The sequence below is a fragment of the Halomonas sabkhae genome (genome assembly GCF_030409265.1).
In the GTDB taxonomy this organism is placed as follows: Bacteria; Pseudomonadota; Gammaproteobacteria; order Pseudomonadales; family Halomonadaceae; genus Halomonas; species Halomonas halmophila.
Genome location: NZ_JAUFPM010000015.1, coordinates 168,186 through 189,903 on the forward strand (window position 1 = coordinate 168,186; position 21,718 = coordinate 189,903).

22 protein-coding genes and 1 riboswitch are annotated in these 21,718 nt (G+C 66.5%); of the genes, 11 read left to right on the plus strand and 11 right to left on the minus strand.

Going from position 1 to position 21,718, the window contains the following annotated elements; all coding sequences use genetic code 11:
* Positions 1–165: 165 nt before the first annotated feature.
* The 3 genes from QWY79_RS09970 to QWY79_RS09980 form a co-directional block, all read right to left on the minus strand.
* Positions 166–1,959 (minus strand): SLC13 family permease, encoded by a 1,794-nt coding sequence (locus QWY79_RS09970; protein WP_290272318.1) that lies wholly within the window; start codon positions 1,957–1,959, stop codon positions 166–168.
* A gap of 90 nt (positions 1,960–2,049) precedes the next feature.
* The gene (locus tag QWY79_RS09975; RefSeq protein ID WP_290272319.1) at positions 2,050–2,619 is read right to left on the minus strand and encodes a carboxymuconolactone decarboxylase family protein; all 570 of its coding nucleotides are present in this window, start codon (positions 2,617–2,619) and stop codon (positions 2,050–2,052) included.
* Positions 2,620–2,631: 12 nt separating this feature from the next.
* Positions 2,632–3,960 carry an aspartate aminotransferase family protein gene (locus QWY79_RS09980; RefSeq protein ID WP_290272321.1) on the minus strand — a complete coding sequence of 443 codons (1,329 nt, stop codon included), beginning with the start codon at positions 3,958–3,960 and terminating at the stop codon, positions 2,632–2,634.
* A gap of 117 nt (positions 3,961–4,077) precedes the next feature.
* Between QWY79_RS09980 and QWY79_RS09985 the strand changes: the two genes are divergently transcribed.
* Positions 4,078–4,983 (plus strand): MurR/RpiR family transcriptional regulator, encoded by a 906-nt coding sequence (locus QWY79_RS09985; protein WP_290272323.1) that lies wholly within the window; start codon positions 4,078–4,080, stop codon positions 4,981–4,983.
* A gap of 15 nt (positions 4,984–4,998) precedes the next feature.
* On the opposite strand, the gene QWY79_RS09990 is transcribed toward QWY79_RS09985, so the two are convergent.
* Positions 4,999–5,976, minus strand: a complete 978-nt coding sequence (locus QWY79_RS09990) for an NADPH:quinone reductase (protein WP_290272325.1) — start codon at positions 5,974–5,976, stop codon at positions 4,999–5,001.
* Positions 5,977–6,149: 173 nt separating this feature from the next.
* On the opposite strand from QWY79_RS09990, the gene azu reads away from it, so the two are divergent.
* A complete protein-coding gene (azu, locus tag QWY79_RS09995) occupies positions 6,150–6,614 on the plus strand; it encodes an azurin (protein WP_290272327.1) in 465 nt (154 codons plus the stop codon).
* A gap of 3 nt (positions 6,615–6,617) precedes the next feature.
* On the opposite strand, the gene QWY79_RS10000 is transcribed toward azu, so the two are convergent.
* A complete protein-coding gene (locus QWY79_RS10000; protein ID WP_290272329.1) occupies positions 6,618–7,190 on the minus strand; it encodes a hypothetical protein in 573 nt (190 codons plus the stop codon).
* A 371-nt stretch (positions 7,191–7,561) separates the two neighbouring features.
* Here QWY79_RS10000 and ugpB point away from each other — a divergent pair, with 371 nt between their 5' ends.
* The 8 genes from ugpB to QWY79_RS10040 all read left to right on the plus strand — a co-directional run bounded on the left by ugpB (position 7,562) and on the right by QWY79_RS10040 (position 13,970).
* Positions 7,562–8,881, plus strand: a complete 1,320-nt coding sequence (ugpB, locus tag QWY79_RS10005; RefSeq protein WP_290272330.1) for a sn-glycerol-3-phosphate ABC transporter substrate-binding protein UgpB — start codon at positions 7,562–7,564, stop codon at positions 8,879–8,881.
* Positions 8,882–8,950: 69 nt separating this feature from the next.
* Positions 8,951–9,826 (plus strand): sn-glycerol-3-phosphate ABC transporter permease UgpA, encoded by an 876-nt coding sequence (gene ugpA, locus QWY79_RS10010; protein ID WP_290272332.1) that lies wholly within the window; start codon positions 8,951–8,953, stop codon positions 9,824–9,826.
* Positions 9,827–9,844: 18 nt separating this feature from the next.
* Positions 9,845–10,690, plus strand: coding sequence for a sn-glycerol-3-phosphate ABC transporter permease UgpE (gene ugpE / locus QWY79_RS10015; protein WP_290272334.1), 846 nt, complete (start codon positions 9,845–9,847; stop codon positions 10,688–10,690).
* 27 nt (positions 10,691–10,717) lie between these two features.
* On the plus strand, positions 10,718–11,812 hold the full coding sequence (locus QWY79_RS10020; protein WP_290272336.1) for an ABC transporter ATP-binding protein: 1,095 nt from the start codon (positions 10,718–10,720) through the stop codon (positions 11,810–11,812).
* Positions 11,809–12,543, plus strand: a complete 735-nt coding sequence (locus tag QWY79_RS10025; protein ID WP_290272338.1) for a glycerophosphoryl diester phosphodiesterase — start codon at positions 11,809–11,811, stop codon at positions 12,541–12,543. Before QWY79_RS10020 ends, QWY79_RS10025 begins: the two co-directional genes overlap by 4 nt.
* A 193-nt stretch (positions 12,544–12,736) precedes the next feature.
* A complete protein-coding gene (locus QWY79_RS10030; RefSeq protein WP_290272340.1) occupies positions 12,737–13,147 on the plus strand; it encodes a hypothetical protein in 411 nt (136 codons plus the stop codon).
* Positions 13,140–13,505: a VOC family protein gene (locus QWY79_RS10035; RefSeq protein WP_290272341.1), complete on the plus strand. Its 366-nt coding sequence runs from the start codon at positions 13,140–13,142 to the stop codon at positions 13,503–13,505. Before QWY79_RS10030 ends, QWY79_RS10035 begins: the two co-directional genes overlap by 8 nt.
* A gap of 66 nt (positions 13,506–13,571) precedes the next feature.
* Positions 13,572–13,970 (plus strand): GFA family protein, encoded by a 399-nt coding sequence (locus QWY79_RS10040; RefSeq protein ID WP_290272343.1) that lies wholly within the window; start codon positions 13,572–13,574, stop codon positions 13,968–13,970.
* 177 nt (positions 13,971–14,147) lie between these two features.
* Here QWY79_RS10040 and QWY79_RS10045 read toward each other — a convergent pair whose 3' ends face one another.
* Genes QWY79_RS10045 through QWY79_RS10060 form a run of 4 tightly spaced genes read right to left on the minus strand, consistent with a single transcriptional unit; the run spans position 14,148 to position 18,628 of the window.
* Positions 14,148–14,915: an ABC transporter ATP-binding protein gene (locus QWY79_RS10045; protein ID WP_290272345.1), complete on the minus strand. Its 768-nt coding sequence runs from the start codon at positions 14,913–14,915 to the stop codon at positions 14,148–14,150.
* On the minus strand, positions 14,915–15,871 hold the full coding sequence (locus QWY79_RS10050) for a FecCD family ABC transporter permease (protein ID WP_290272556.1): 957 nt from the start codon (positions 15,869–15,871) through the stop codon (positions 14,915–14,917). The genes QWY79_RS10045 and QWY79_RS10050 overlap by 1 nt, the downstream gene beginning before the upstream one ends.
* Positions 15,872–15,899: 28 nt before the next feature.
* Positions 15,900–16,796 (minus strand): cobalamin-binding protein, encoded by an 897-nt coding sequence (locus tag QWY79_RS10055; RefSeq protein WP_290272346.1) that lies wholly within the window; start codon positions 16,794–16,796, stop codon positions 15,900–15,902.
* The gene (locus QWY79_RS10060) at positions 16,793–18,628 is read right to left on the minus strand and encodes a TonB-dependent receptor domain-containing protein (RefSeq protein WP_290272348.1); all 1,836 of its coding nucleotides are present in this window, start codon (positions 18,626–18,628) and stop codon (positions 16,793–16,795) included. The genes QWY79_RS10055 and QWY79_RS10060 overlap by 4 nt, the downstream gene beginning before the upstream one ends.
* Positions 18,629–18,700: 72 nt before the next feature.
* Positions 18,701–18,920: riboswitch (cobalamin riboswitch) on the minus strand.
* 139 nt (positions 18,921–19,059) lie between these two features.
* Here QWY79_RS10060 and QWY79_RS10065 point away from each other — a divergent pair.
* Positions 19,060–20,136: a PA0069 family radical SAM protein gene (locus tag QWY79_RS10065; RefSeq protein WP_290272351.1), complete on the plus strand. Its 1,077-nt coding sequence runs from the start codon at positions 19,060–19,062 to the stop codon at positions 20,134–20,136.
* A 6-nt stretch (positions 20,137–20,142) separates the two neighbouring features.
* Here the strand turns inward: QWY79_RS10065 and QWY79_RS10070 are convergent, their stop codons facing one another.
* Together QWY79_RS10070 and QWY79_RS10075 are read right to left on the minus strand one after the other, a co-directional pair.
* On the minus strand, positions 20,143–20,832 hold the full coding sequence (locus QWY79_RS10070) for a glutathione S-transferase family protein (protein WP_290272353.1): 690 nt from the start codon (positions 20,830–20,832) through the stop codon (positions 20,143–20,145).
* A gap of 47 nt (positions 20,833–20,879) precedes the next feature.
* Entirely contained in the window at positions 20,880–21,713 is an 834-nt protein-coding gene (locus QWY79_RS10075) for a DUF2797 domain-containing protein (protein ID WP_290272558.1), read from the minus strand.
* Positions 21,714–21,718 lie beyond the last annotated feature (5 nt).

The following is a 21,718-nucleotide window of genomic DNA, read 5'->3' on the forward strand; positions in this document are numbered from 1 at the left end:
GAGGGAAATCCAGCGCCTCGCGCCCCTCTCCTCACCCGTTTCTTCCCTAACCACCCTCACACCTAACGCTTTACCCTTCACACCTCACACCTCACACCTCACGTCTCCCCCCTAACGCTTCACTCTTCACTCTTCACTCTTCACTCCTCACTATTCACACCCCACCTACAGCGGCCAGACCCACAGCACCATGGGCAGTGTCACCGCCATCACCACCAGCGACAGCGGCAACCCCAGCCACCAGTAATCGCCGAAGCGGTATCCGCCCGGCCCCATGACCAGAGTATTGGACTGGTGGCCGATGGGTGTCAGGAAGGCGCAGGACGCACTGATCGCCACCACCATCAGGAAGGGGTCCAGCGAGGTCTCGAAGCCCTGGGCCAGGCTGGCGGCAATCGGCGCCATCAATAGCGCAGCCGCGGCATTGTTGACCACGTTCGATAACAGGGTCGTCAGCAGGAAGAGCCCACCCAGGGTCACCACCACGGGCCAGCCGCTGCCCAGCGCCAGCATCGACTCGGCGATCAGCCCGGCCCCGCCACTGGTTTCCAGTGCCTGCCCCACCGGGATCATGGCCCCCAGCAACACGATCACCGGCCCGTCGATGGCCTGATAGCCCTCGCGCAGGGGCAGTACGCCCGCCAACAGAGACACCAGCGCCGCGGCCGTCAGGGCCACCGACGACGGCAGCCAGTCCATGACCATGGCCAGGATGGCCACGGCGAAGATGCCCAGCGAGACCAGCAGCAGGCGTGGCTGGCCGATGCCCAGTTCGCGTTGCGCCAGCGGCAGGCAGCCCAGGGTCGTCAGGCTCTCGGTCAACTCGTTCTCGCCGCCCTGCAGCAGCAATACATCACCGGGGCGGAAGCGGATATCGCGCAGGCGCTGATTGAGGCGGCCACCATCGCGGGCCACCGCCACCAGATGCAGCCCGTACTGATGATGCAGGCGCAACTGCGCCACGGTGCGGTTGACCATCATGGAATCCGTGCGCACCACGGCTTCCATCAGCTGCAGCCCCTCGGTGTCCACGCGCGACGCGCCGTCCTCGGATGCTTCGTCATCCTCGTCGGGCGTCGGCCCGACCTCCAGCCCTGCCTTGTCCTCGAGCAGCTTCATGTCATCCGGGCCCGCTTCCACCAGCAGGATATCGCCCTTACGCAGCACACCCCGGAAGGTGTGCCCGGCGTGGCGCTTGTCATCGCGCACCACGGCCAGCACGGGCAGGGTTTCCTCGACGGCCTCGCCCAGCTCCAGCAGGGTCCAGCCCTCGGCATTGGCCGCTTCGGGAACCCGCATCTCGACCAGGTAATGGGCGGTATCGAACATGTCCTCGGTGGACGCGCTGCCGGCCCGCCTGGGCACCAGGCGCCAGCCCAGCAGCACGATGAAGGCCAGGCCACACACGGCCACCACGGCGCCCACCGGAAAGAACGAGAACATGCCGAACGACTCACCGGTCAGCGAGCCCCGGTAGCTCGAGATGATGATATTGGGGGGCGTACCGATCAGGGTGGTCAGCCCGCCCAGCAGGGAACCGAAGGCCAGCGGCATCAACAGCACGGAAGGCGGAGTATCGTGCTCGCGTGCCATGCGGATGGCCACCGGCAGCATCAGCGCCAGGGCACCGACATTGTTCATCACACCGGACAGCACCAGCACCGTGCCGGTCAGGACCAGCAGCTGGGGCACCAGCCGCTCGCCGACGCGCAGCGTCTGCTCGGCGATCAGGTCCACCAGCCCGGAGCGCTCGAAGCCACGGCTGAGCACCAGCACCGCGGCCACCGTGATCACCGCCGGGTGACCGAAGCCAAGAAACGCCTCCTCGGCTGGCACCAGCCCCAGCAGCACGGCGGCCAGCAGCGCCGCCAGCGCCACCAGGTCATAGCGGAAGCGCCCCCAGATGAAGGCGACCAGTGTCAGTCCAAGCAGCGTGAAAACCAGGGTGCTATCGGTCATGCCGGCGAATCATCCATGAAATGCGAGGTGACGCCAGCATAGCCGCATTTCCGCCCCGGAGGACAGCTTGTACCGTCAGGCCGCGGCGCGTCAGTCTTGTGGCGGCTCGGCGAATGGCAGGGGTTCGCTGCCGCGACGCACCTCGAAGACGTTCAGGGTCATGGCGACCAGGGCGTAGTAGCCGAACACCCCGACCAGTTCGACCACCGCCGCTTCGCCGAGGGCCGCGACCGCTTCGGCATAGAGCCCGTCATCGACGCGCTTGTGGCGGTAGATGGCCTGTCCCAGGCGCACCACCAGCGCCTCGTCATCATGCTCGACATCCGGCGCCCGCCCCTCGCGCAGGGCCTCGATCAGCGTTTCGGACACGCCCGCCTCACGGGCGATCGGGGCGTGAATCTGCCATTCCGCCTGGGACTGCCACCAGGCCGCGGTGACCAGGATGGCAAGCTCGGTCAGACGCAGCGGCAGGCGTGTGCCGTAGCGGCAGAAGGCCCCCAGTCGCTGGGCATGATCGGCCAGGCCGGGGCTGTGCACCCAGGCTAGGAAGGGGCCATCCAGATTACCCCGTGGACCGCTGAGAATTTCCTCGAGCACACGACGCTGCTCGGCATCCATGTGTTCCTGCTGCAGAGGCGACAAGCGGGATTCGATCTTCATGCGAGGCCTCCTTCAGCGCAGCGGCAGAACGCGTTCGAGTGTCGCGTCGAGCTTGTCGACGATTTCGTCCAGCTGAGCGTCTTCCAGAATGAAGGGCGGCGCCAGCAGGATATGATCGCCGGTCCGCCCATCCAGGGTACCGCCCATGGGATAGCACATCAGGCCGGCGTCCATGGCCGTGCGCTTGATGGCGGCATGCAGCTTGTGCGAGGGGTCGAAGGGCGTCTTGCGGTCACGCTCCGCAACCAGTTCGAGTCCGCGGAAGAGCCCGCGTCCGCGAATATCGCCGACATGGGGGTGCTCGCCGAAGTGCTCGACCAACCGGTCCTGCAGGCCTTCCCCGAGCTTGCGTACTCGCGCCAGCAGGTCGCGCTCTTCGATGGTTCGCTGTACCGCCAGGGCCGCCGCGCAGGCCGTGGCATGACCGATGTAGGTATGGCCATGCTGAAAAAATCCCGAGCCCTCGGCAATGGTCCGACGGATCTCGTCACTGACCAGGGTGGCACCGATCGGCTGGTAGCCACCGCCCAGGCCCTTGGCGATGGTCGTCAGGTCGGCCGTGACGCCTTCCTGCTCGGAGGCAAACAGGCTGCCGGTGCGGCCCATGCCGCACATGACCTCGTCGAGAATCAGCAGGATGCCGTGCCGGTCGCAGATCTCGCGCACGCGCTTGAAGTAACCGGGCACGGCGGGCACCGCCCCCAGGGTCGCCCCGACCACCGGCTCGGCGACGAAGGCCATGACCGTCTCGGGGCCGAGCCGCTGGATCTCCTCTTCCAGCTCCATCGCCAGGCGCTCGCCATAGGCCTCGGGGGACTCGTCGGCCGCCTGCCCCCGGTAGGCATAACAGGGGCTGACATGGCTCACGTCAGACAGCAGCGGCTCGAACTGGCGACGGCGCCAGGCATTGCCGCCGGTGGCCAGTGCGCCGAGCGTATTGCCATGATAGCTCTGACGGCGCGCAATCAGCTTGTGGCGCCCCGGTTCACCGCGCTCGAGAAAGTACTGACGCGCCATCTTCAGCGCGGCCTCGATCGCCTCCGAACCACCGGACACGAAGTAGACCGAGGAAAAGCCGGCGGGCGCCCGCTCGATCAGGAAGTCCGCCAGCGCCTCCATGGGCTCGGTGGTGAAGAAGGAGCTATGTGCATAGGCCAGCTGCCCGACCTGCTGCTGGATGGCGTCGATCACCCGGGTATCGCTGTGGCCCAGACAGGACACGGCGGCCCCGCCACTGGCATCCAGGTAGCGCCGCCCCTCGGCATCGATCAGATAGGCGCCCTCGCCGGCCACGGCGGTAGGGTAGGCGTGTGACAGCTGGCGATGAAACACATGGCTCATGGTGACTTCCCGGATTTTGCAAATATCATTGCCATTCTCAACTTATGGAATAATATTTGCAATATATGGCAGCATGGTGCCACACGATACCGCTCACCGACTCTCCAGGATGCCCTCATGTCGCCCACCGACACGCCCTGCCCGACCAGCCTCGAAGATCTGGAAAGGCTGCTGAGCGAGCTGGCCGATGACACCAGTCCGATTCGCCTCGGCAAGCGCTCGCGTCAGGTGCTGGCGGCGCTGGTCGCGGCGCCCCAGGAGACCGCGGTGTCGTCGATCAGCCATCTCGCCGAGCGCCTCGGCGTCAGCCCCTCGACTCTGTCGCGCCTGGCTCAGCGCCTGGGCTTCGGCGGCTTCGCCGGCCTGCAGGGTATCTTTCGTCGTCACGTCACCCAGGGCCGGCATTTCTACAGCGACCAGGTCTCGCGCCTGCTGGCCGACCAGCCGGAAAATGGCGGCATGGAGCGGCTGTCGCGGCTGGAAAAGCAGGAAGGCGCCAACCTGGCAGACCTGCTGGCGGGCCTCGACGCGCGAACATTCCAGCAGGCTGCCGGGTTACTGGCCGAGGCGCCGCGGGTCCGGGTGCACGGCATGCGCCAGTTTGCCTCCCTGGCGTCCTTCATGGCCTATGGGCTGGGCATGCTGCGTGGCGATGCGGCCATGCTGGATGCGGCCCGCCATGGCGCCGCCGACGCCCTGGCCCAGCTGGATGAAGACGACGTCCTGGTGGTGGCGAGCGGCTTCCCCTATACCCCCAGCGTGCTGGCCACTGCCGAGGTCGCGGCGCGTCAGGGCATTCAGGTCATCGCCTTGACGAACTCGCCCGCCTCGCCCCTGGCCGGGCTGGCGAAATACCACTTCGTGGTACCCGACCAGAGCCTGTTCTTCAGCAACAGCATGTGCGCCTTCATGCTGCTCGCCGAGGGGCTGCTCAGCGAAACCGCCAACCGCCTGGGCAATGCCGGCCTGGAAGCCCTCAAGCGCCGCGAGCGGCTGATCGGCGAGCTCGATGCATCCTTGTAGACGCCCCGGGCTCGCTCAGGGCAGCAGAATGGTCGAGCCGGTGGTCTGACGATCGGCCAGCGCCTGCTGGGCCTTGCCGGCGTCGGCCAGCGGGAAACGTTGACCGATGTCGATGGTCACCTCGCCGCTTTCCAGCATGGCGAACAGGTCGATACACATCGACTCGAGGCGTTCACGGGTATCGGCGTAGCCGTTGAGGCTCGGCCGCGTCACGTACAGCGCGCCCTTCTGGTTGAGGATGCCGATGTTGACGCCTTCCACCGGCCCGGAGGCGTTGCCGAAGCTGACCATCAGGCCACGCTTCCTGAGGCAGTCCAGCGAGGTTTCCCAGGTGTACTTGCCCACCGAGTCATAGACGACATCGCACATCTCGCCGGCGGTCAGTTCGCGCACTCGTTCGACGACATCCTCGCGGGTATAGTCGATGGTCGCCCAGGCGCCGTTGCGCTCGGCCAGCGCCGCCTTCTCCGGGGAACTGACCGTGCCGATGAGCTTGACGCCGAGTGCTCGCGCCCATTGGCAGGCGATCGAGCCGACACCGCCGGCCGCCGCATGAAAGAGGATGGTCTCGCCGCCCTGCAGCGGGTAGGTCTGGCGCAGCAGATACTGGACGGTCAACCCCTTGAGCATGGCCGCCGCCGCCGTCTCGAAAGTGACGCCATCCGGCAGCGCCACCACATGATCCGCGGCAATGACACGCTCCTCGGCATAGGCGCCCAGCGGCCCCTGGGCATAGGCGACCCGGTCGCCGACGGCCAGATGTTCGACCCCCTCGCCCACCGCCTCAACGACACCGGCGGCCTCGGTGCCCAGGCCGGAAGGCAGCGAGGGCGCCGGGTAGAGGCCGGTACGGAAATAGATATCGATGAAGTTCAGGCCGACGGCATGATGCCGAACGCGCACTTCTCCCGCCCCCGGGGCGGCAACGGAGGTCTCGACCAGTTGCAGCACCTCGGGGCCACCCGTTTGCGAAAACTCGATACGCTGTGCCATGAGCGGATTCCTTGATTGGCCAACTATTTGTTCGGCTCAGTCAATCGCTTGACGGGCGCCGGGTCAAGCCGGCACTGGCGAGGCCATGTCCGACATGTCGCGCAAGACAAACGCAACCAGGACGTTATCATGGTGTCCGAGGGGATATTCACCCAGTGAGACACGAGGCACTCATGACGATAATCAAGGGACTCCTGGCGACTGCCGGCCTGGCCGCCGGCCTGATCGGCACACCGGCGCTGGCCAGTGACGACGCCTGCCAGCTGACCATCGAGAGCAACGACCAATTGCAGTTCGACCGCGACTCGCTGAGCGTGCCGGCCAGTTGCGACAGCGTCTCCCTGACGCTGGAACACACGGGCTCCATGCCCGCCGATGCCATGGGACACAACTGGGTACTGGCGGCCACGGCGGATGCCCAGGCATTGGCCATGGACGGCATGCGGGCCGGCCCGGATGCCGACTATCTACCGGAGGGAGACAACCGAGTGATCGCCGCCACCGAGATCATCGGCGGCGGCGAGAGCACCCGCATCACCTTCGAGACCGCGGGGTTGGCCGGACGTGACCTGACCTTCTTCTGTTCCTTCCCCGGGCACTTCGCGTCCATGCAGGGCAGTTTCCGGGTCCAGGAATGACGCTCACAGCGTGGCGGGAAAGGACTCCAGGCCACGGATGAAGCGGCGCTTGTAGTCCTCGAAGGCCTCGGGGTCACGCTTGAAGGATTGCGCCACGGCCTGCTCGTCCACCGTCAGGGTGCGGGGCGGATCACTGAGATCACGGGTCGGATGCTTGGGGCCGAGGCCGATGCGCACGCCGCTCTTGCCGTCCAGCCAGCGCGTGATACCGGCCGCTTCGAAGCGTTGCTGCTGGGCCTCGTTCATGGCGTCGACGCGCAGCGGCGCGCGGCTTGCCAGCTCGGCGATCAGCCGCATGCCGGGGTCGGTGCCGTCCGCCTCGACGAGCGAGGCGACCTGCATGACGTTCATGCTCTGGCCCGTTTCATCCATCGCCAGCAGTGCCAGTGCAATCGGCCGAGCGTCGTCATCGACCAGCGCCAGCACGCGAGCCGCCTCCTGCTTGATCAACACGCCCAGCACACCGGCAAATACCGACAGCGGTGCCAGACCCGCCTGATGGCCGTAGACTTCCGCACACAACCGCGCCAGGCAGGCCTCGCGCTGCGCCTCGTTCTTGATATGCATCACCCGCATCGACTTCTCCCTCGTCCGTCGCTCACCACGCTAGAAACCGCGCAGCCTACCACACTTGGCACTCCCGGCTCATGCGCCCACCCCGGCTCGCCGCTCGAGAAACGAGCGGCGAGAAACGAGCGGTTGGTAGCCCACAGCCCGTTTCTCGCAGTTCGCGACTCGAAGCTCGTAGCTCATAGCTCATAGCTCATAGCTCGTGGCTCGTGGCTCGTGGCTCGTGGCTCGTGGCTCGTGGCTCGTGGCTCGTGGCTCGTGGCTCGTGGCTCGCATATGCAGCATGGCGTCGGCGACAACCATGATCTAACTTTCATGCAACTGTCATCAGCCACGTCTGATAATGGAATCTGACCCGACAAGACAAGGAGAAAGCGATGCTGCGTATCCATCATCTGGGAGCACTGACGCTGGGCATGGCCGCCGCCGGCCTGTCACTCTCGGCACAGAGCGCCACCGAGATCGCCTGGTGGCACGCCATGGGCGGGGAACTGGGCAACAAGGTCGACGAGATCGCCGCCAACTTCAACGAGTCCCAGGACGAATACGTCGTCAAGCCATCGTTTCGCGGCAACTACTCCGAAACCATGACCAGCGCCATTGCCGCCTTCCGTGCCAACGAGGCACCGGCCATCGTGCAGATCTATGAAGTCGGCACGGCCACCATGATGAATGCCGAAGGGGCCATCGTGCCGGTCCATGAGCTGATGGCCAAGTCGGACCTGGACTTCGACCCGGATGCCTTCCTGTCGGCCGTCACGGGGTACTACACCACCTCAGACGGCAAGATGCTGTCCATGCCCTTCAACTCCTCGACCCCCGTGGTCTATGTCAATCGCGACGTCATGGCCGAGGCCGGCGTGGAAGAGATGCCGGCCACCTGGGAAGGCCTGGGCGAAGCGCTTGGCACCATCGTCGAGTCCGGCGCCGCCGAATGCGGCATGACCACCACCTGGCCGTCCTGGATCCAGCTCGAGAACTTCTCCGCCCGTCATGACATCCCCTTCGCCAGCGAGCAGAACGGCTTCGGTGGCCTGGATGCCCGCCTCGAAATCAATGAAACCGCAGCGGTCGATCACATTCAGCGCCTGGCCGACTGGCAGCAGGATGGCCGTTTCGCCTACGGCGGTCGCTTCGACGAGGCTGCACCGTCCTTCTATACCGGCCGCTGCGCCATGCTGATGGCCTCCTCCGCCTCGCTGGCCGGCGTGCGCTCCAATGCCGAAGGCTTCGAGTTCTCCGTGGAATCGCTGCCCTACTCCAGCGAGGTCATCGAGACGCCGCAGAACAGCATCATCGGCGGAGCCTCGCTGTGGGTCCTGGAAGGCCAGAGCGACGAGGTCTATCAGGGTACCGCCGAGTTCTTCGACTACCTGTCATCGGCTGAAGTCCAGGCCGACTGGCACCAGTTCTCCGGCTACCTGCCGATCACCCAGGCGGCCTACGACCTGGGCCAGGAGCAGGGCTTCTACGACGACAACCCGGGCAGTGCCGTCTCCATCGAGCAGATGACCGGCGCCACCCCGACCGAAAACTCCAAGGGCCTGCGCCTGGGCAACATGCCGCAGATTCGCGATACCATCGAGGAACAACTGGAGAAGATCTTCAACGGCGACGTCGAGGTCCAGGAAGGCCTGGATGAAGCCGTGCGCCGCAGCAACGAGCTGTTGGAGCGCTTCCAGCAAGCCAACGGCTGATCACCCGGTCGCGCGCCGGAACGCCCCGCGGGCGTTCCGGCGTTTTCTCTTTCTCGGTAACGGACGATCATGGCGACCTTTCAACGTCACCGCCTCACCCCCTGGCTGCTTCTCTCCCCGCAGCTGGCCATCGTCGCGATATTTTTCTTCTGGCCCGCGGCTCAGGCCGTCATTCAGGCCTTCTATGTCGAGGATCCCTTCGGCCTGGGCCGCGTCTTCGTGGCTTTCGAGAACTTTACCCGGGTACTCGCCTCTGCCGAGTACTACCGGGCCCTGGGCATCACCATCACCTTCAGCATCAGCGTGGCGCTGGGCGCCATGGCCCTGGCGCTGCTGCTGGCGGTACTCGCCGACCGGGTCATCAAGGGCGCCCACGGCTACAAGACCCTGCTGATCTGGCCCTATGCCGTGGCGCCCGCCGTGGCAGGAGTCCTGTGGGTCTTCATGCTGGACCCGGAGCTCGGCCTGATCAGCGCCTGGCTGGAGGCCATGGGCATCGACTGGAATCATCAGCTCAACGGCGGACAGGCCATGGCACTGGTGATCATGGCCTCGATCTGGAAGCAGATGAGCTACAACTTCGTGTTCTTCCTGGCCGGGTTGCAGGCCATTCCGAAGAGCCTGCTGGAAGCCGCGGCCATGGACAACGCCGGCCCCTGGCGACGCTTCTGGACGATCACCTTCCCGCTGTTGTCACCGACCAGCTTCTTCCTGCTGGTCATGAACAGCGTCTATGCCTTCTTCGAGACCTTCGGCACCATCGATGCCACCACGGCGGGCGGACCCGGCGGCGCGACGCGCACCCTAGTCTACAAGGTGTATGAAGACGGTTTCATCGGCTATGACCTGGGTTCCAGCGCGGCCCAGTCGGTGTTGCTGATGCTGCTGGTGGGGCTGCTGACGCTGCTGCAGTTCCGCTACCTCGAAAGCAAGGTCCAGTACTGACTCCGGAGACCCGTCACGATGCGCTATCGCCGCCCCGGCCTCGACATTGCCAGCCATGTGCTACTGATCCTGGCCCTGATCGCCTTCTGCCTTCCGGTATGGCTGGCTATTACCGCGGCCACGCACGATCAGTCTTCGCTGTACACGGGCACGGCCCCGCTGTGGTTCGGCGACCAGGGGCTGGACAACTTTCGCGCCATTCTCAGCGAGCCGGTGGCCCGGCTGGGCACTGACGTCGCGCGGCTGTTGTTCAACTCCACGGTCATGGCCCTGGGCATCGCCTGCGGCAAGATCTTCATTGCCATCCTCGCCGCCTATGCCATCGTCTTCTTCCGCTTCCCTCTGCGGCGGCTGTGTTTCTGGCTGATCTTTATCACCCTGATGCTGCCGGTGGAGGTCCGCATCATGCCGACCTACAAGATCGCCGCCGACCTCAACCTGCTGAATTCCTATGCCGGACTGATCCTGCCGCTGATCGCCAGCGCCACCGCCACCTTCCTGTTCCGCCAGTTCTACATGACGGTTCCGCCAGAACTGCTCGAGGCGGCACGCGTGGATGGCGCCGGCCCCTGGCGGTTCCTCAAGGACATCCTGCTGCCGTTGTCGAAGACCAATATCGCGGCACTGTTCGTGATCATGTTCCTCTACGGCTGGAACCAGTATCTTTGGCCATTGCTGATCACCACCGAATCGGACTACATGACCATCGTCGTCAGCCTCAAGCGCCTGTTGTCCTCGGCGGACAACCTGGTGCCCTGGCAGGCCGTGATGGCCACCGCCCTGCTGGCCATGCTGCCGCCGGTGGCGGTCATCGTGCTGATGCAGCGCTATTTCGTGAAAGGCCTGGTCGATGCCGAGAAATAACCCTATGACTGGATGGATCGCACCCCCATGGCAACCCTGAGTCTGGACGCCCTGAGCAAGACCTACCCCAATGGCGTCACCGCCCTGCATGGCGTTGACCTGACCATCGACGATGGTGAACTGGTCGTCGTGGTCGGCCCATCGGGCTGTGGCAAATCCACCCTGCTGCGCATGCTGGCCGGCCTGGAGTCGATCAGCAGCGGCGCGCTCGCCATCGATGGCCGGCGCGTCAATGATCTGGAACCCGCCCAGCGGGATATCGCCATGGTCTTCCAGAACTACGCCCTCTACCCGCACATGAGCGTGGCCGACAATATGGGCTATGCGCTGAAGAACCAGGGCGTGCCCAGGGCCGAGCGGCGCCGCAAGGTCGAGGAAACCGCGCGCCTGATCGGTCTGGAGGACCTGCTCGACCGGCGTCCCAAGCAGCTGTCCGGTGGCCAGCGTCAGCGCGTGGCCATGGGCCGGGCCATCGTCCGCGAGCCCAAGGTGTTCCTGTTCGACGAGCCGCTGTCCAACCTGGATGCCAAGCTGCGCGTGCAGATGCGCATCGAGATCCGCCGCCTGCAGAAGCGGCTCGGCGTGACGGCGGTCTACGTCACCCATGACCAGGTCGAGGCCATGACCCTGGCCGATCGCCTGGTGGTGATGAACGGCGGGCACATCGAGCAGGTGGGCACGCCCATGCACCTCTATGACCAGCCGGCCAGCCGCTTCGTGGCCAGCTTCATCGGCTCGCCGTCGATGAACTTCATCGAGGCTCGACATGCCGATGGCGTCCTCACGTTGCCCTGTGGCACGCACCTCCTGCTGCGGGACGGGTCATCGGCCGACGTCGGCGATGCGGTCTGTCTGGGAGTGCGACCGGAGCATCTGGTGCAAGTCAGCCAGGGCGATGACACCACCCTGACCACGCAGGTCGAACTGGTCGAGCCCCTGGGGGCCGACACCCTGGCACATGTGAGGCTCGACGGTCAGGCGGAACTGTTGGTTGCACGTCTGGATGGCGCCCAGCAGATTGCCGAGGGCGACCGGCTCTATCTACGCCCGGACCCCGAGCGACTGCACCTCTTCGACCCGCAGGAGGGGCACCGCCTGGCCGCGCCGGAGACCGTCTCATGACCCATGCGCCACGCCTGATCGCCCATCGTGGTCTCTCGGCGCAGGCGCCGGAGAACACCCTGGCGGCCGTACGCGCGGCCCACGACGCCGGCATCGACTGGGTGGAACTGGATGTCCAGCTGCTGGGCGACGGCACGCCGGTGATCTGGCACGACCGCGACCTCAAGCGCTGCAGCAACGGCCGCGGCCGCCTCGACGACCTGAGCCGCGACGCCGCCGCTCATCTGGATGCCGGCGGCTGGTTCGGCGAGGCCTTTGCCGGCGAACCCATGGCTACCCTGACGCAGATGCTGGAGCTGATCGACGCCCTCGATATGGGCCTCAATCTGGAGCTCAAGGTCAATCGCGGCCGCGACCCCGATGCACTGGCCGACGGCGTGCTGCCCATGCTGCTCGAGGCCCGCCCCGCTCAGCGCCTGATCGTCTCGTCCTTCCATGCCCCGGCCCTGGAGCGCGCTCGTCGCCATGCCCCGCCGGAGCGACTGCCGCTGGGCGCCCTCTTCGAGCGCATCCCCGGCGACTGGGCGAGCCGCTGTGAGGCCATCGACGCCTACAGTGTGCACACCGACTGGCGGCGCCTGCGGGCCGCCCGGGCTGGCGAGATCACTCAGGCGGGCTACCCCTTGCTGTGCTACACCGCCAACGACCCCGTCGCCTTCGCGCCACGCTGGCAATGGGGCGTTAGCGGCGTGATCAGCGATGACCCGACGCGTTTCGAGGCTCCTGCTTGAAAAGCACCACCGCCACCGGACCAGCAGCCAACACGCCCCGTCACCAGCGAGGTCTTCCCGACCCCGGGGTGGAGCCCTGGCTCCTCAGCGTCGTCATGCAAGATGCCGCCCCTGACCGGGTCGCCGCCGAATGCCCTATCGACTCTCCACCAGGACATGCCATGATTCGTTACTCGCTGTTTCGGGGAGTGCAATGAAACCTGTTATCCAGGAAGAACTGTCGGGCTGCGGTATTGCTGCAAGTGCGGCACTTGCCGGCGTGTCCTACCCGAAAGCCAAGCGGGTCGCCAATGGTTTGGGGATTCATGCCGAAGACAAGGCCCTGTGGTCGGACACCCAGCATGTCCGAACCCTGCTCGAGGCCTTCCGGGTAACCACAGCGCCGGAGGAGACGCCATTCGAGTCCTGGGAAGCGCTGCCGGACAAGGCCCTGCTTGCCATCAAGTGGCACCTGGAAGGTGGCAGGCCATTCTGGCACTGGGTCGTATTCGTCAGGCAAGGCGAGCGCGCCTTCGTCCTCGACTCCAGGAAGCGCCTGACATCCCACGTCCGACGGGACTTCGGGCGCATGAAACCCAAATGGTTTATCGAAGTGCATGATTGAGACATCACCGGAAAGGGACAGGCCTGCCCTGCAGCTCAACCTCCTCGTCCTGCGCTGCCAGGCACTGGAGGTCAGTAGGCGATTCTATGAGCGGTTAGGGTTTCGCTTCGTGAAGGAACAGCATGGCGACGGCCCGATCCACTACGCCTCACAGGAGGCAGGAATGGTGTTCGAGCTGTATCCGTTGCTCGAAGGAGACGTTGCGGACCATACACGCCTTGGCTTTAGCGTACCGAACCTCGAGGAGATCGTTCCGCACATCGAGACGATGACCCGGCATTCTATCCTCGGTGAGGTGGTCCATATTGCCCGGGATCCCGACGGCAGGAAGGTCGAACTGATCGAGCGCACGACATGACCGTCAGCTTGGGGCAGACGATTTCGAGACGGGGCCCGGATTCCAGGCCAATCACGCGAGGTGATCATGAAGGGTAGCTGTCTGTGCGGTGTCGTGACGTATGAGGTCGACCGGCTCGATATGCCGATCGGACACTGCCATTGTCGAACCTGCCAGAAGGCACATGCCGCGGCCTTCGCGACCACAGCCGGTGTCGAGCGCCCGCATTTTCGCTGGACCTCCGGTGAGGATGGCCTCTCCTGCTACGCATCGTCTCCGGGGAAACGACGCTGGTTTTGTTCCGCATGCGGCACGCACCTCATGGCGGAGCGGACGGGACAACCCCACGTCATCCTGCGCGTCGCCACTCTGGACGAGGACCCCGGGGAACGCCCCGTCCAGCATATCTGGCGGTCCCATGACCTGCCCTGGCTGACCTTCGATGATAGCCAGCCGTCATATGACGAGTGGCCGCCAGGACGGTAACCAGGCTGCACAGAACCAGCCTTGCCGTGCGTCCAGACGGCTCTTGCCCTTGTCGGGGCCGGTGAGCACCAGCAAGACGCCTTCTCCTTGTCGGCTCGTCCGTGATGTCCTGCTCGGGCGACATGCCTACCGCGTGGCGCTCGGGGCGGCAACGCCTCTTCGCATCAGGACAGGAAGTCAGCGGCGCGGCACGAAGACCGGCGCGCCGTCGGCCTCGACGAGTGTCAGCGGTTGATCGTAGAGCTTCTCCAGGGCCGCGGGCTCCAGCATCGCCTCCGCCGGGCCCCAGCAGGCCTCGCCATCGGGATACAGCAGCAACAGGTGGCTGCACCAGCGCGCTGCCAGGTTGAGGTCATGCAGGCACATCACCACGCCGCACCCGGCGCTGGCCTGCTCCTCGAGCAGGCGCATGGTGGCCACCTGGTGATGCAGGTCGAGATGATTGGTCGGTTCATCGACCAGCCACCAGCGGGGTGCCTGGGTCAGCACCGTGGCCAGGCTGACGCGCTGCCGCTCGCCCCCGGACAGGGTCGAGACCAGGCGCGAGGCGAGATGTTCGAGGTCGAGGCGCCGCAGCGCCGCCTGCGCGAGCGCCACCTCGGCCTCGCTTTCGCGCTGCCAGGGGGAGAGGTAGGGATGTCGGCCGATCATGGCGGTTTCCATGACCGTGGCAGGGAAGTCGTCGTGACGCTCCTGGAAGACCACGCCCAGCCTGCGGGCCAGCTCGTGACGTCGCCAGCGCGCAAGCTCGCGCTGGTCGAGCCATACCTCGCCGGCCCGCGGCGCCCGCAGCCCCGCCAGGGTATGCAGCAGCGTCGTCTTGCCGGCTCCGTTGGGGCCCAGCACGCCCCAGCGCTCGCCGGGCTGCATCCGCAGGTCGAGGCAACGGCCGTCGGCGCGGCCCGGCACATCGATGAGCAGCTGATGGGTCTCGAGGCTTGCCATCAGCGGCTCCGGTAGAGCAGATAGAGGAAGCTGGGCACGCCCAGCAGGGCGGTAATGACCCCCACGGGCAGTTGCTGAGGCGCCACCATGGTACGCGCCAGGGTGTCGGCCAGGGTCAGCAGGGTACCACCGGCCAGCAGGCTGGCCGGCAGGATGAGGCGTTGGTCGTTGCCGAGCTTGAGGCGCAGCATGTGCGGCACCATCAGGCCGACGAAGCCGATGCTGCCGGCCGTGGTCACGGCCACGGCGGTCAACAGGCTGGCCAGCAGGTACAGCAGCCACTCCATGCGGCGCACGTTGACACCGAGCACGGCCGCCTGCAGACCGCCGCGGGCCAGCACATTGAGGGTGCGACCCAGCGGCAGCATGACCAGCAGGCTGGCGGCCGCTACGCCCAGCACCAGCCAGGGAGAGTCGGCATAGGCCAGATCGCCCATCAGCCAGTAGAGCATGCCGGGCAGCTGCTCGACCGGGCTCACCGTCAGCAGGAAGCTGATCAGCGCGCCCCAGCCCGCCGCCATCACCACGCCGGTGAGCAGCATGCGGGTCGGCGTCCAGCTGCCGGTGCCGTGGGCCAGGCCGAACACGATCAGCGTCGAGGCGAGAGCGCCGGCAAAGGCCGAGCCGGCGACCAGGCTGGTGCCGAGCCCTGCCAACATGGCCAGCAGGGCCGCCACCGAGGCCCCGCCGGAGAGCCCGAGCACATAGGGGTCGGCCAGCGGATTGCGCAACAGCACCTGCATCAGCGCGCCGGCCAGCGCCAGCAGGCCCCCCGTGCCGAAAGCGGCCAGGGCACGCGGCAGGCGCAGTTCGAGTACCAGGGTGCGATGCAGTGACTCGCCGCCCCCGGCGAGAACCGCGCCGAGGGCATCCAGCGGGATGGCAACACTGCCCAGTACCAGCGCCAGCGCCTGGGACAGCAGCGCCGCCAGCAACAGCCAGATCAGGGGTGGCATGCGCCCTGCCCGTCCCCGGAACGGAAAGTCAGCGTCGTTCACGCACCGCCTCCAGGTGGCGACAGATATCCCGGGTGCCCTCCACCAGACGCGGTGTCGCGCGCTGCACCAGATCCGGGTTGATGAAGAAGAGGTTATCCTGCCGCACCGCTGTCATGTCGGGGAATTCGCGCCAGGCATCCAGCCAGGCGGCGTCGGCCTTGCCCCTGCCACCGGTGATGATGGCCTCCGGATCCCTACCGAGCACGGCTTCGACGCCGATGCGCGGCACCAGCGCCGACTGCTCGGCGAAGAGATTCACGCCGCCGCACAGGGCCAGCGCCTGGCTGATCCAATGCTCGCCATTGATGGTCATCAGGGGCGACTGCCAGACCTGATAGAAGACACTGACCGGCTCGGCATCCGCATGACGGCGGCGCAGCGCTGCCACTTCTGACCTCAGTTGACTCGCTGTCTGATGCGCCGTGGATCGGGTATTCGCCAGCGCGCCCAGCCGCTCCAGGTTGGAGGCGATGGTGGCGAAGTCATCGGCATCGGAGTAGAAGACCGGTATCCCCAGGCTTATCAGGCGCTCGACCTGTTCTTCAGGGTTGCCACCCGACCAGGCCACCACCAGATCCGGCGACAGCGCCAGCATGGCCTCGAGGTCCAGCCGATCATAACTGCCGACACGCGGTAGCTCGGCAGCCGCGTCGGGATGGTCACTGAAGCTGACCGCGCCCACCAGCCGCTCCCCTGCCCCGGCGGCATACAGCAGTTCGGTCACCCCCGGCGACAGGGCGATGATGCGCTCGGCCGGGCGCTCCACACAGATCTCCCGGCCGGTATCATCGGTCACGCACTTCGCCGCGCGTGCCTCGCCGGACGCCGCCCCTGCCCCCAGGGCCAGCGCGACCACGCCGAGAACGGCCAACAGGCGTGTCATTGGTCACCGAAGCTCACGCTGAAGAAGGCCGTGCGCCCGGCGCTGTCGTAGCCGCCGACGGTCTGGTACGCCTTGTCGAACAGGTTTTCCAGTGTCAAACGGGCCGACCAGCCCGGCGCGAAGTCCCAGCCGGCGCGGAGATCGAGGGTGGCGAAGCCGCCGAGGCGCTGCGTATTGTCGGCATCATCGTAGCGCTCGCCCTGCGCAATCACCGAGCCACCCAGCGTCCAGTCGCCCAGCGCGCGGTCGGCGTCGAAGCGCAGGCTCTCCGAGGCGCGACCTACCAGGTGCTTGCCGGTCTCGCGGTTCTCGGGGTCGGTGTAGGTCAGGGCGGCGCGCAGCGTCCAGTCGTCGACCTCGGCACCGGTGGCGACTTCCACGCCACGAATCCGCGCGCGCTCCACGTTCTGCGGTGTATCCACGAAGCCATCGCCGTCGGTATCGATATTGGTGATGAGGTCGTCGACCTCGCTGCGATAGACCGCCAGGTCCCAGAAGCCGCGACCGAACTGCCCCCGCAGGCCCAGCTCGACGCTCTCCGAGGTTTCCGGGTCGAGATCGGGATTGCTGAAATCGGGATAGTAGAGCTCATTGAAGGTCGGCGCGCGGAAGGCCGTGCCATAGCTGGCACGCAGGGTATGGTGCTCGTCCAGATCATAGCCCAGTGCCAGGCTGCCGGTCGTCTCCTCGCCGAAGGCCTCGTTGTCGTCGTGGCGCAGCGAGGCCTGGACGGTCAGCGGCGAGAAGTCCATCAGTGCCTGGGTGAAGACGGCCGTGTTGTCGCGGCTGTCCTCGTCATAGTCGATGCTGGCGTCGACGTCATCGCGCGAATGCTCGGCCCCGGCGACCAGTTCGTGGCGGCCGAGGGACAGGGTGTTCTCCCAGCGGGCGGTGCGAGTGTGGGTATCGAAGACCGACACGCCGGGACCGCCGTGGGTCTCGCGTTCGTCGCGGGCATCGCTGAGCGTCAGGCGACTCGTCCAGGCCTCGGTGACCGGCAGCTCGCCATAGACGCCGGCCACCTGCTGAACATAATCGGTGTCGCGGGGCGAGCCGAAGGAATCGAATTCGGTATTGCCGCGCGCCCGCAGCGCCAGCACGCCCAGCTCGGCGCCGTCGGCGAAGGTATGCGAGAGCTTCATCAGGCCGGTGGTATTGTCATAGCCCTTGTCCCCCTCGCCCTCGACGATTTCGTAGCCGTCGCTCTCCAGGCGGCTGGCGGCCATGTAATAGCGGGTGCCGCCCTCACTGCCGGACAAGGAGGCGCTGGCGCGGCGGGTATCGAAGCTGCCGGCGCCGAGGCTGAGATGCGGGCTCGGCGCGCCCTCACCGCGGGGCGTGAACAGCTGGACCACGCCGCCCACGGCATCGGCACCGTAGAGGCTGCCACGCGGGCCGCGCACCACCTCGACGCGCTCGAACATGCGCGGCTCGAGGAACTCCCAGGCCGGCGCGCCGGCGGTCGCGGAGCGCAGGCGAATACCGTCGATCATCAGCGGCGTGGACTGGCTGCCGGTGCCGCGCAGGTAGACGCCGGTGCTCTTGCCAAAGCCACCGTTGGACGACACGTCGACGCCGGGCTGGGCACGCAGCACATCGGTGAGGTCCGTCGGGTCCTGACGGCGCAGCTGCGCCTCGTCGATCACCGTGACCGAGGCCAGGCTCTCGTCAGCCGTCAGCGGAGCCAGGGCGGCAGTCACCACCACGGGGTTGAGGGTTTCGGAGGCAGCGTCATCGGCCGCGGCGGAAACGTCGTTCTGGGCCTGGACGGCCAGCGGCAGGGCGGCCAGGGCGAAGGCCGCCAGGCCGCGAGAGGTATCGAGCTTGTTCATGGGAATCCTTGCTCACCGTGCTCACCCGCACGGCTTGTCGGTTTTATCGAGCCACGGGGCGATCCGACGCAGCGTGGCATTGGCTCACAGGCCGGTCTCCGGGCTGACGAGCAAGCCTGTGGCTGGGAACTACCGCCTTCCCGTGCAGCCGGGCACAGTGGCATAGGGCAGTTCTTGGCTCGATCACCGTTGCGGGGGCAGCGTCGGATTGATACGCCATGAGCGAACCGACTTCCCGTTTCATCGGGCCCTTCATGGCAAGGGCCGCGACACCTGAGAGTGCGCGTAAGCTAGCAACCCGGTCACGGCCCGTCAACGCGGGCCGAGGCCCGGGGCACCCCGGCCCTGCCAGCGCAGCGCGATTGCAGGTCAGGCGCCATGCCTTATACTGTATTAATATACAGCTAAAGACATCAGGAGGAAGGGCCGCCATGACGCCGTTCGATCCCGCTCAACCGCGACCCTATCGTGGCCGGGGCGCGACCTTCGCCCCGCCCAACCGCTTCGCGCCGACTGTCAGCGAGGCGGTCGACGATGGCTGGTGGCAGGACGCGGTGCCCGAGCGCCTGGCCACCGAGGTCACCACCGAGTCGTCACGCAGCGCACTGTCCTGGAACCGCTCGCCGGATCTGCCCTTCGACCGTTCCCTGAACCCCTACCGGGGCTGCGAGCATGGCTGCGTCTACTGCTATGCCCGCCCCAGTCACGCCTACTGGGACCTCTCCCCCGGCCTCGACTTCGAGACCCGGTTGATCGCCCGCGAGGGGCTGGTGGAGCGCCTGGAGGAAGAGCTGGCCCGACCGGGCTATGTCTGCCGCCCGATCAACCTGTCCGGCAATACCGATGCCTATCAGCCGCTGGAGGCCGAGCGTCGGACCACCCGCCGGCTGCTGGAGGTGCTGCTCAAGCATCGCCATCCCGTCACCCTGGTGACCAAGGGAGCCCTGATATTGCGTGATCTCGATCTGCTGGCCGAGCTGGCCGAGCACCGGCTGGTGCGCGTGATGATCAGCCTGACCAGTCTGGACACCGACCTGAAACGCACCCTGGAACCCAGAACCGCTTCGCCCGAGGCACGGCTGAGAGTCATCCGCCGGCTCAGCGCGGCCGGCGTGCCGGTGGGCACCCTGATATCGCCGGTGATTCCCGGCCTGACCGATCACGAACTGGAAGCCTTGCTGAAGGCCGCCCACGCGGCCGGCGCCAGCAGTGCGTCCTGGATGCTGCTGCGCCTGCCGCGGGAAGTGGCACCCCTGTTCGAGGACTGGCTGCAGACCCACTACCCGGAGCGGGCCACCAGGGTCATGAGCCTGATGCGCCAATGTCGCGACGGCCAGACCTACGACTCACGCTTCGGCCACCGTATGCGCGGCCAGGGTGTCTTCGCCGAACTGCTCGCCCAGCGCTTCGCCAAGTGCTACTACCAGCTCGGCTTCGAGGGTGACATCAGTCTGGATACCTCGGCATTTCGACCACCGGGCGCACAGGGAGACCTGTTTGCGCCCTGACGCCATTCAGGACGAACCGACGCGCCTGTCCTCCAGCAGAGTGCCACTCGCCAGCAGGTCCTCCTCGTGCTCCGGCTCGCGCCAGGGTTCGGCCACGGCGTCGGCGTCCCATTGCCGCATGGCCGGCAGCGCCAGCAGTTGCTCGACATAGCGACGCGACGCCTCGCTGAGCTCGAGATCGAAGCTGCGCACCCGAAAGGCCACCGGGGCGAAGAAGGCATCCACGGCGGTGAAGGCCTCGCCGGCCAGGAAGGGACCGCCGAAGCGTGACATCCCCTGCTGCCAGAGCTCGTCGAGCCGGATTAGCTCCTGCTTGAGTGCCGCGGATGGCGCCGCGAGCCGGACGCGGACCCCACAGCTCATCGGGCATTCATCACGCAGCGCGGTGAAGCCGGCATGCATTTCGGCGCTGGCGGCGCGAGCCCAGGCGCGGGCCGCGGCGTCCTGCGGCCAGACGCCGGCATGCTGCTCGGCCAGATATTCGACGATCGCCAGGGATTCCCAGACCGCCAGTTCCCCGTCCTCCAGACAGGGCACCTTGCCGGTGGGCGAAAAGGCCCGAAAGCTCGCCCAGCTCGACCCGGTGTCGAAGGGCGTGAGCACTTCCTCGAAGGCAATGCCCAGCTGACGCATGAGCACCCAGGGGCGCAGCGACCAGGAGGAGTAGTTCTTGTTGGCGATATGCAGTCGCATCATCGAAGCACCTCTCTCAAAAGCAAATCGGGGCAGCCCCGGCATGCGGGTCAGAACAGCCCGGGCGTGGCGGGGCCGGCCAGTGACGGGTCGACAGCGCGGAGCTCGACCTCATAGCCGGTAAACTTGCGCAGATTGATGACGCCGGTATCGAAGATCAGATACTGGCCCTTGATCCCCAGCAGGCGGCCGCTCACTTCGGCCTGCTTGTCGAAGTTGTGCGAGGTCACCTTGCCCGGGAACTCGAGCACCGGATAGTCGAAGCGGTACGCCTCGGCATCGAGCTCTTGAATGGCCACCTCGCCAAAACGCTGGCGCAGCTCATCCAGGCCATCGCCGAGCCGGGCCAGCAGGCGGTCGCGCTCGGCGGCCAGATCCAGCACCGGCGCCTCGCCCTTGAGCATGGTGCGCCAGTTGGTGCGGTCCGAAACGACTCCCTTGAACAGGACTTCGACCAGCCCCGACTGCTGACGCGAGGCCACTTCGAGAATCGGCAGGGCCTGGGTGGCGCCCTGATCGAGCCAGCGTGTCGGGATCTGGGTGCGGCGCGTGATGCCGACCTTCAGGCCGGAGGCATTGGCCAGATAGACCACATGCGGCTGGAAACAGTGCGCCTCGCCCCACTCCGGCTCACGGCAGGTGCCCTGAAAGTAGTGGCAGAGCTCGGGCTTCATGATGCAGGTGTCGCAGCGCGCCAGCTTCTTGAAGCAGGGATAGCAATGCCCCTGGCCGAAGCTCTTGCGGGTGGCACGACCGCAGTGGGTGCAGGCAATGGCGCCGGTCCAGTCGAGCCGCAGGGTGGCGCCGAGCCAGTCCGCCAGTGGCACCCGGTCCGCGCCGGCGATCAGGGTATAGCGTGCCGGGAGGCCCGGCTCGACGGCCATCTTGC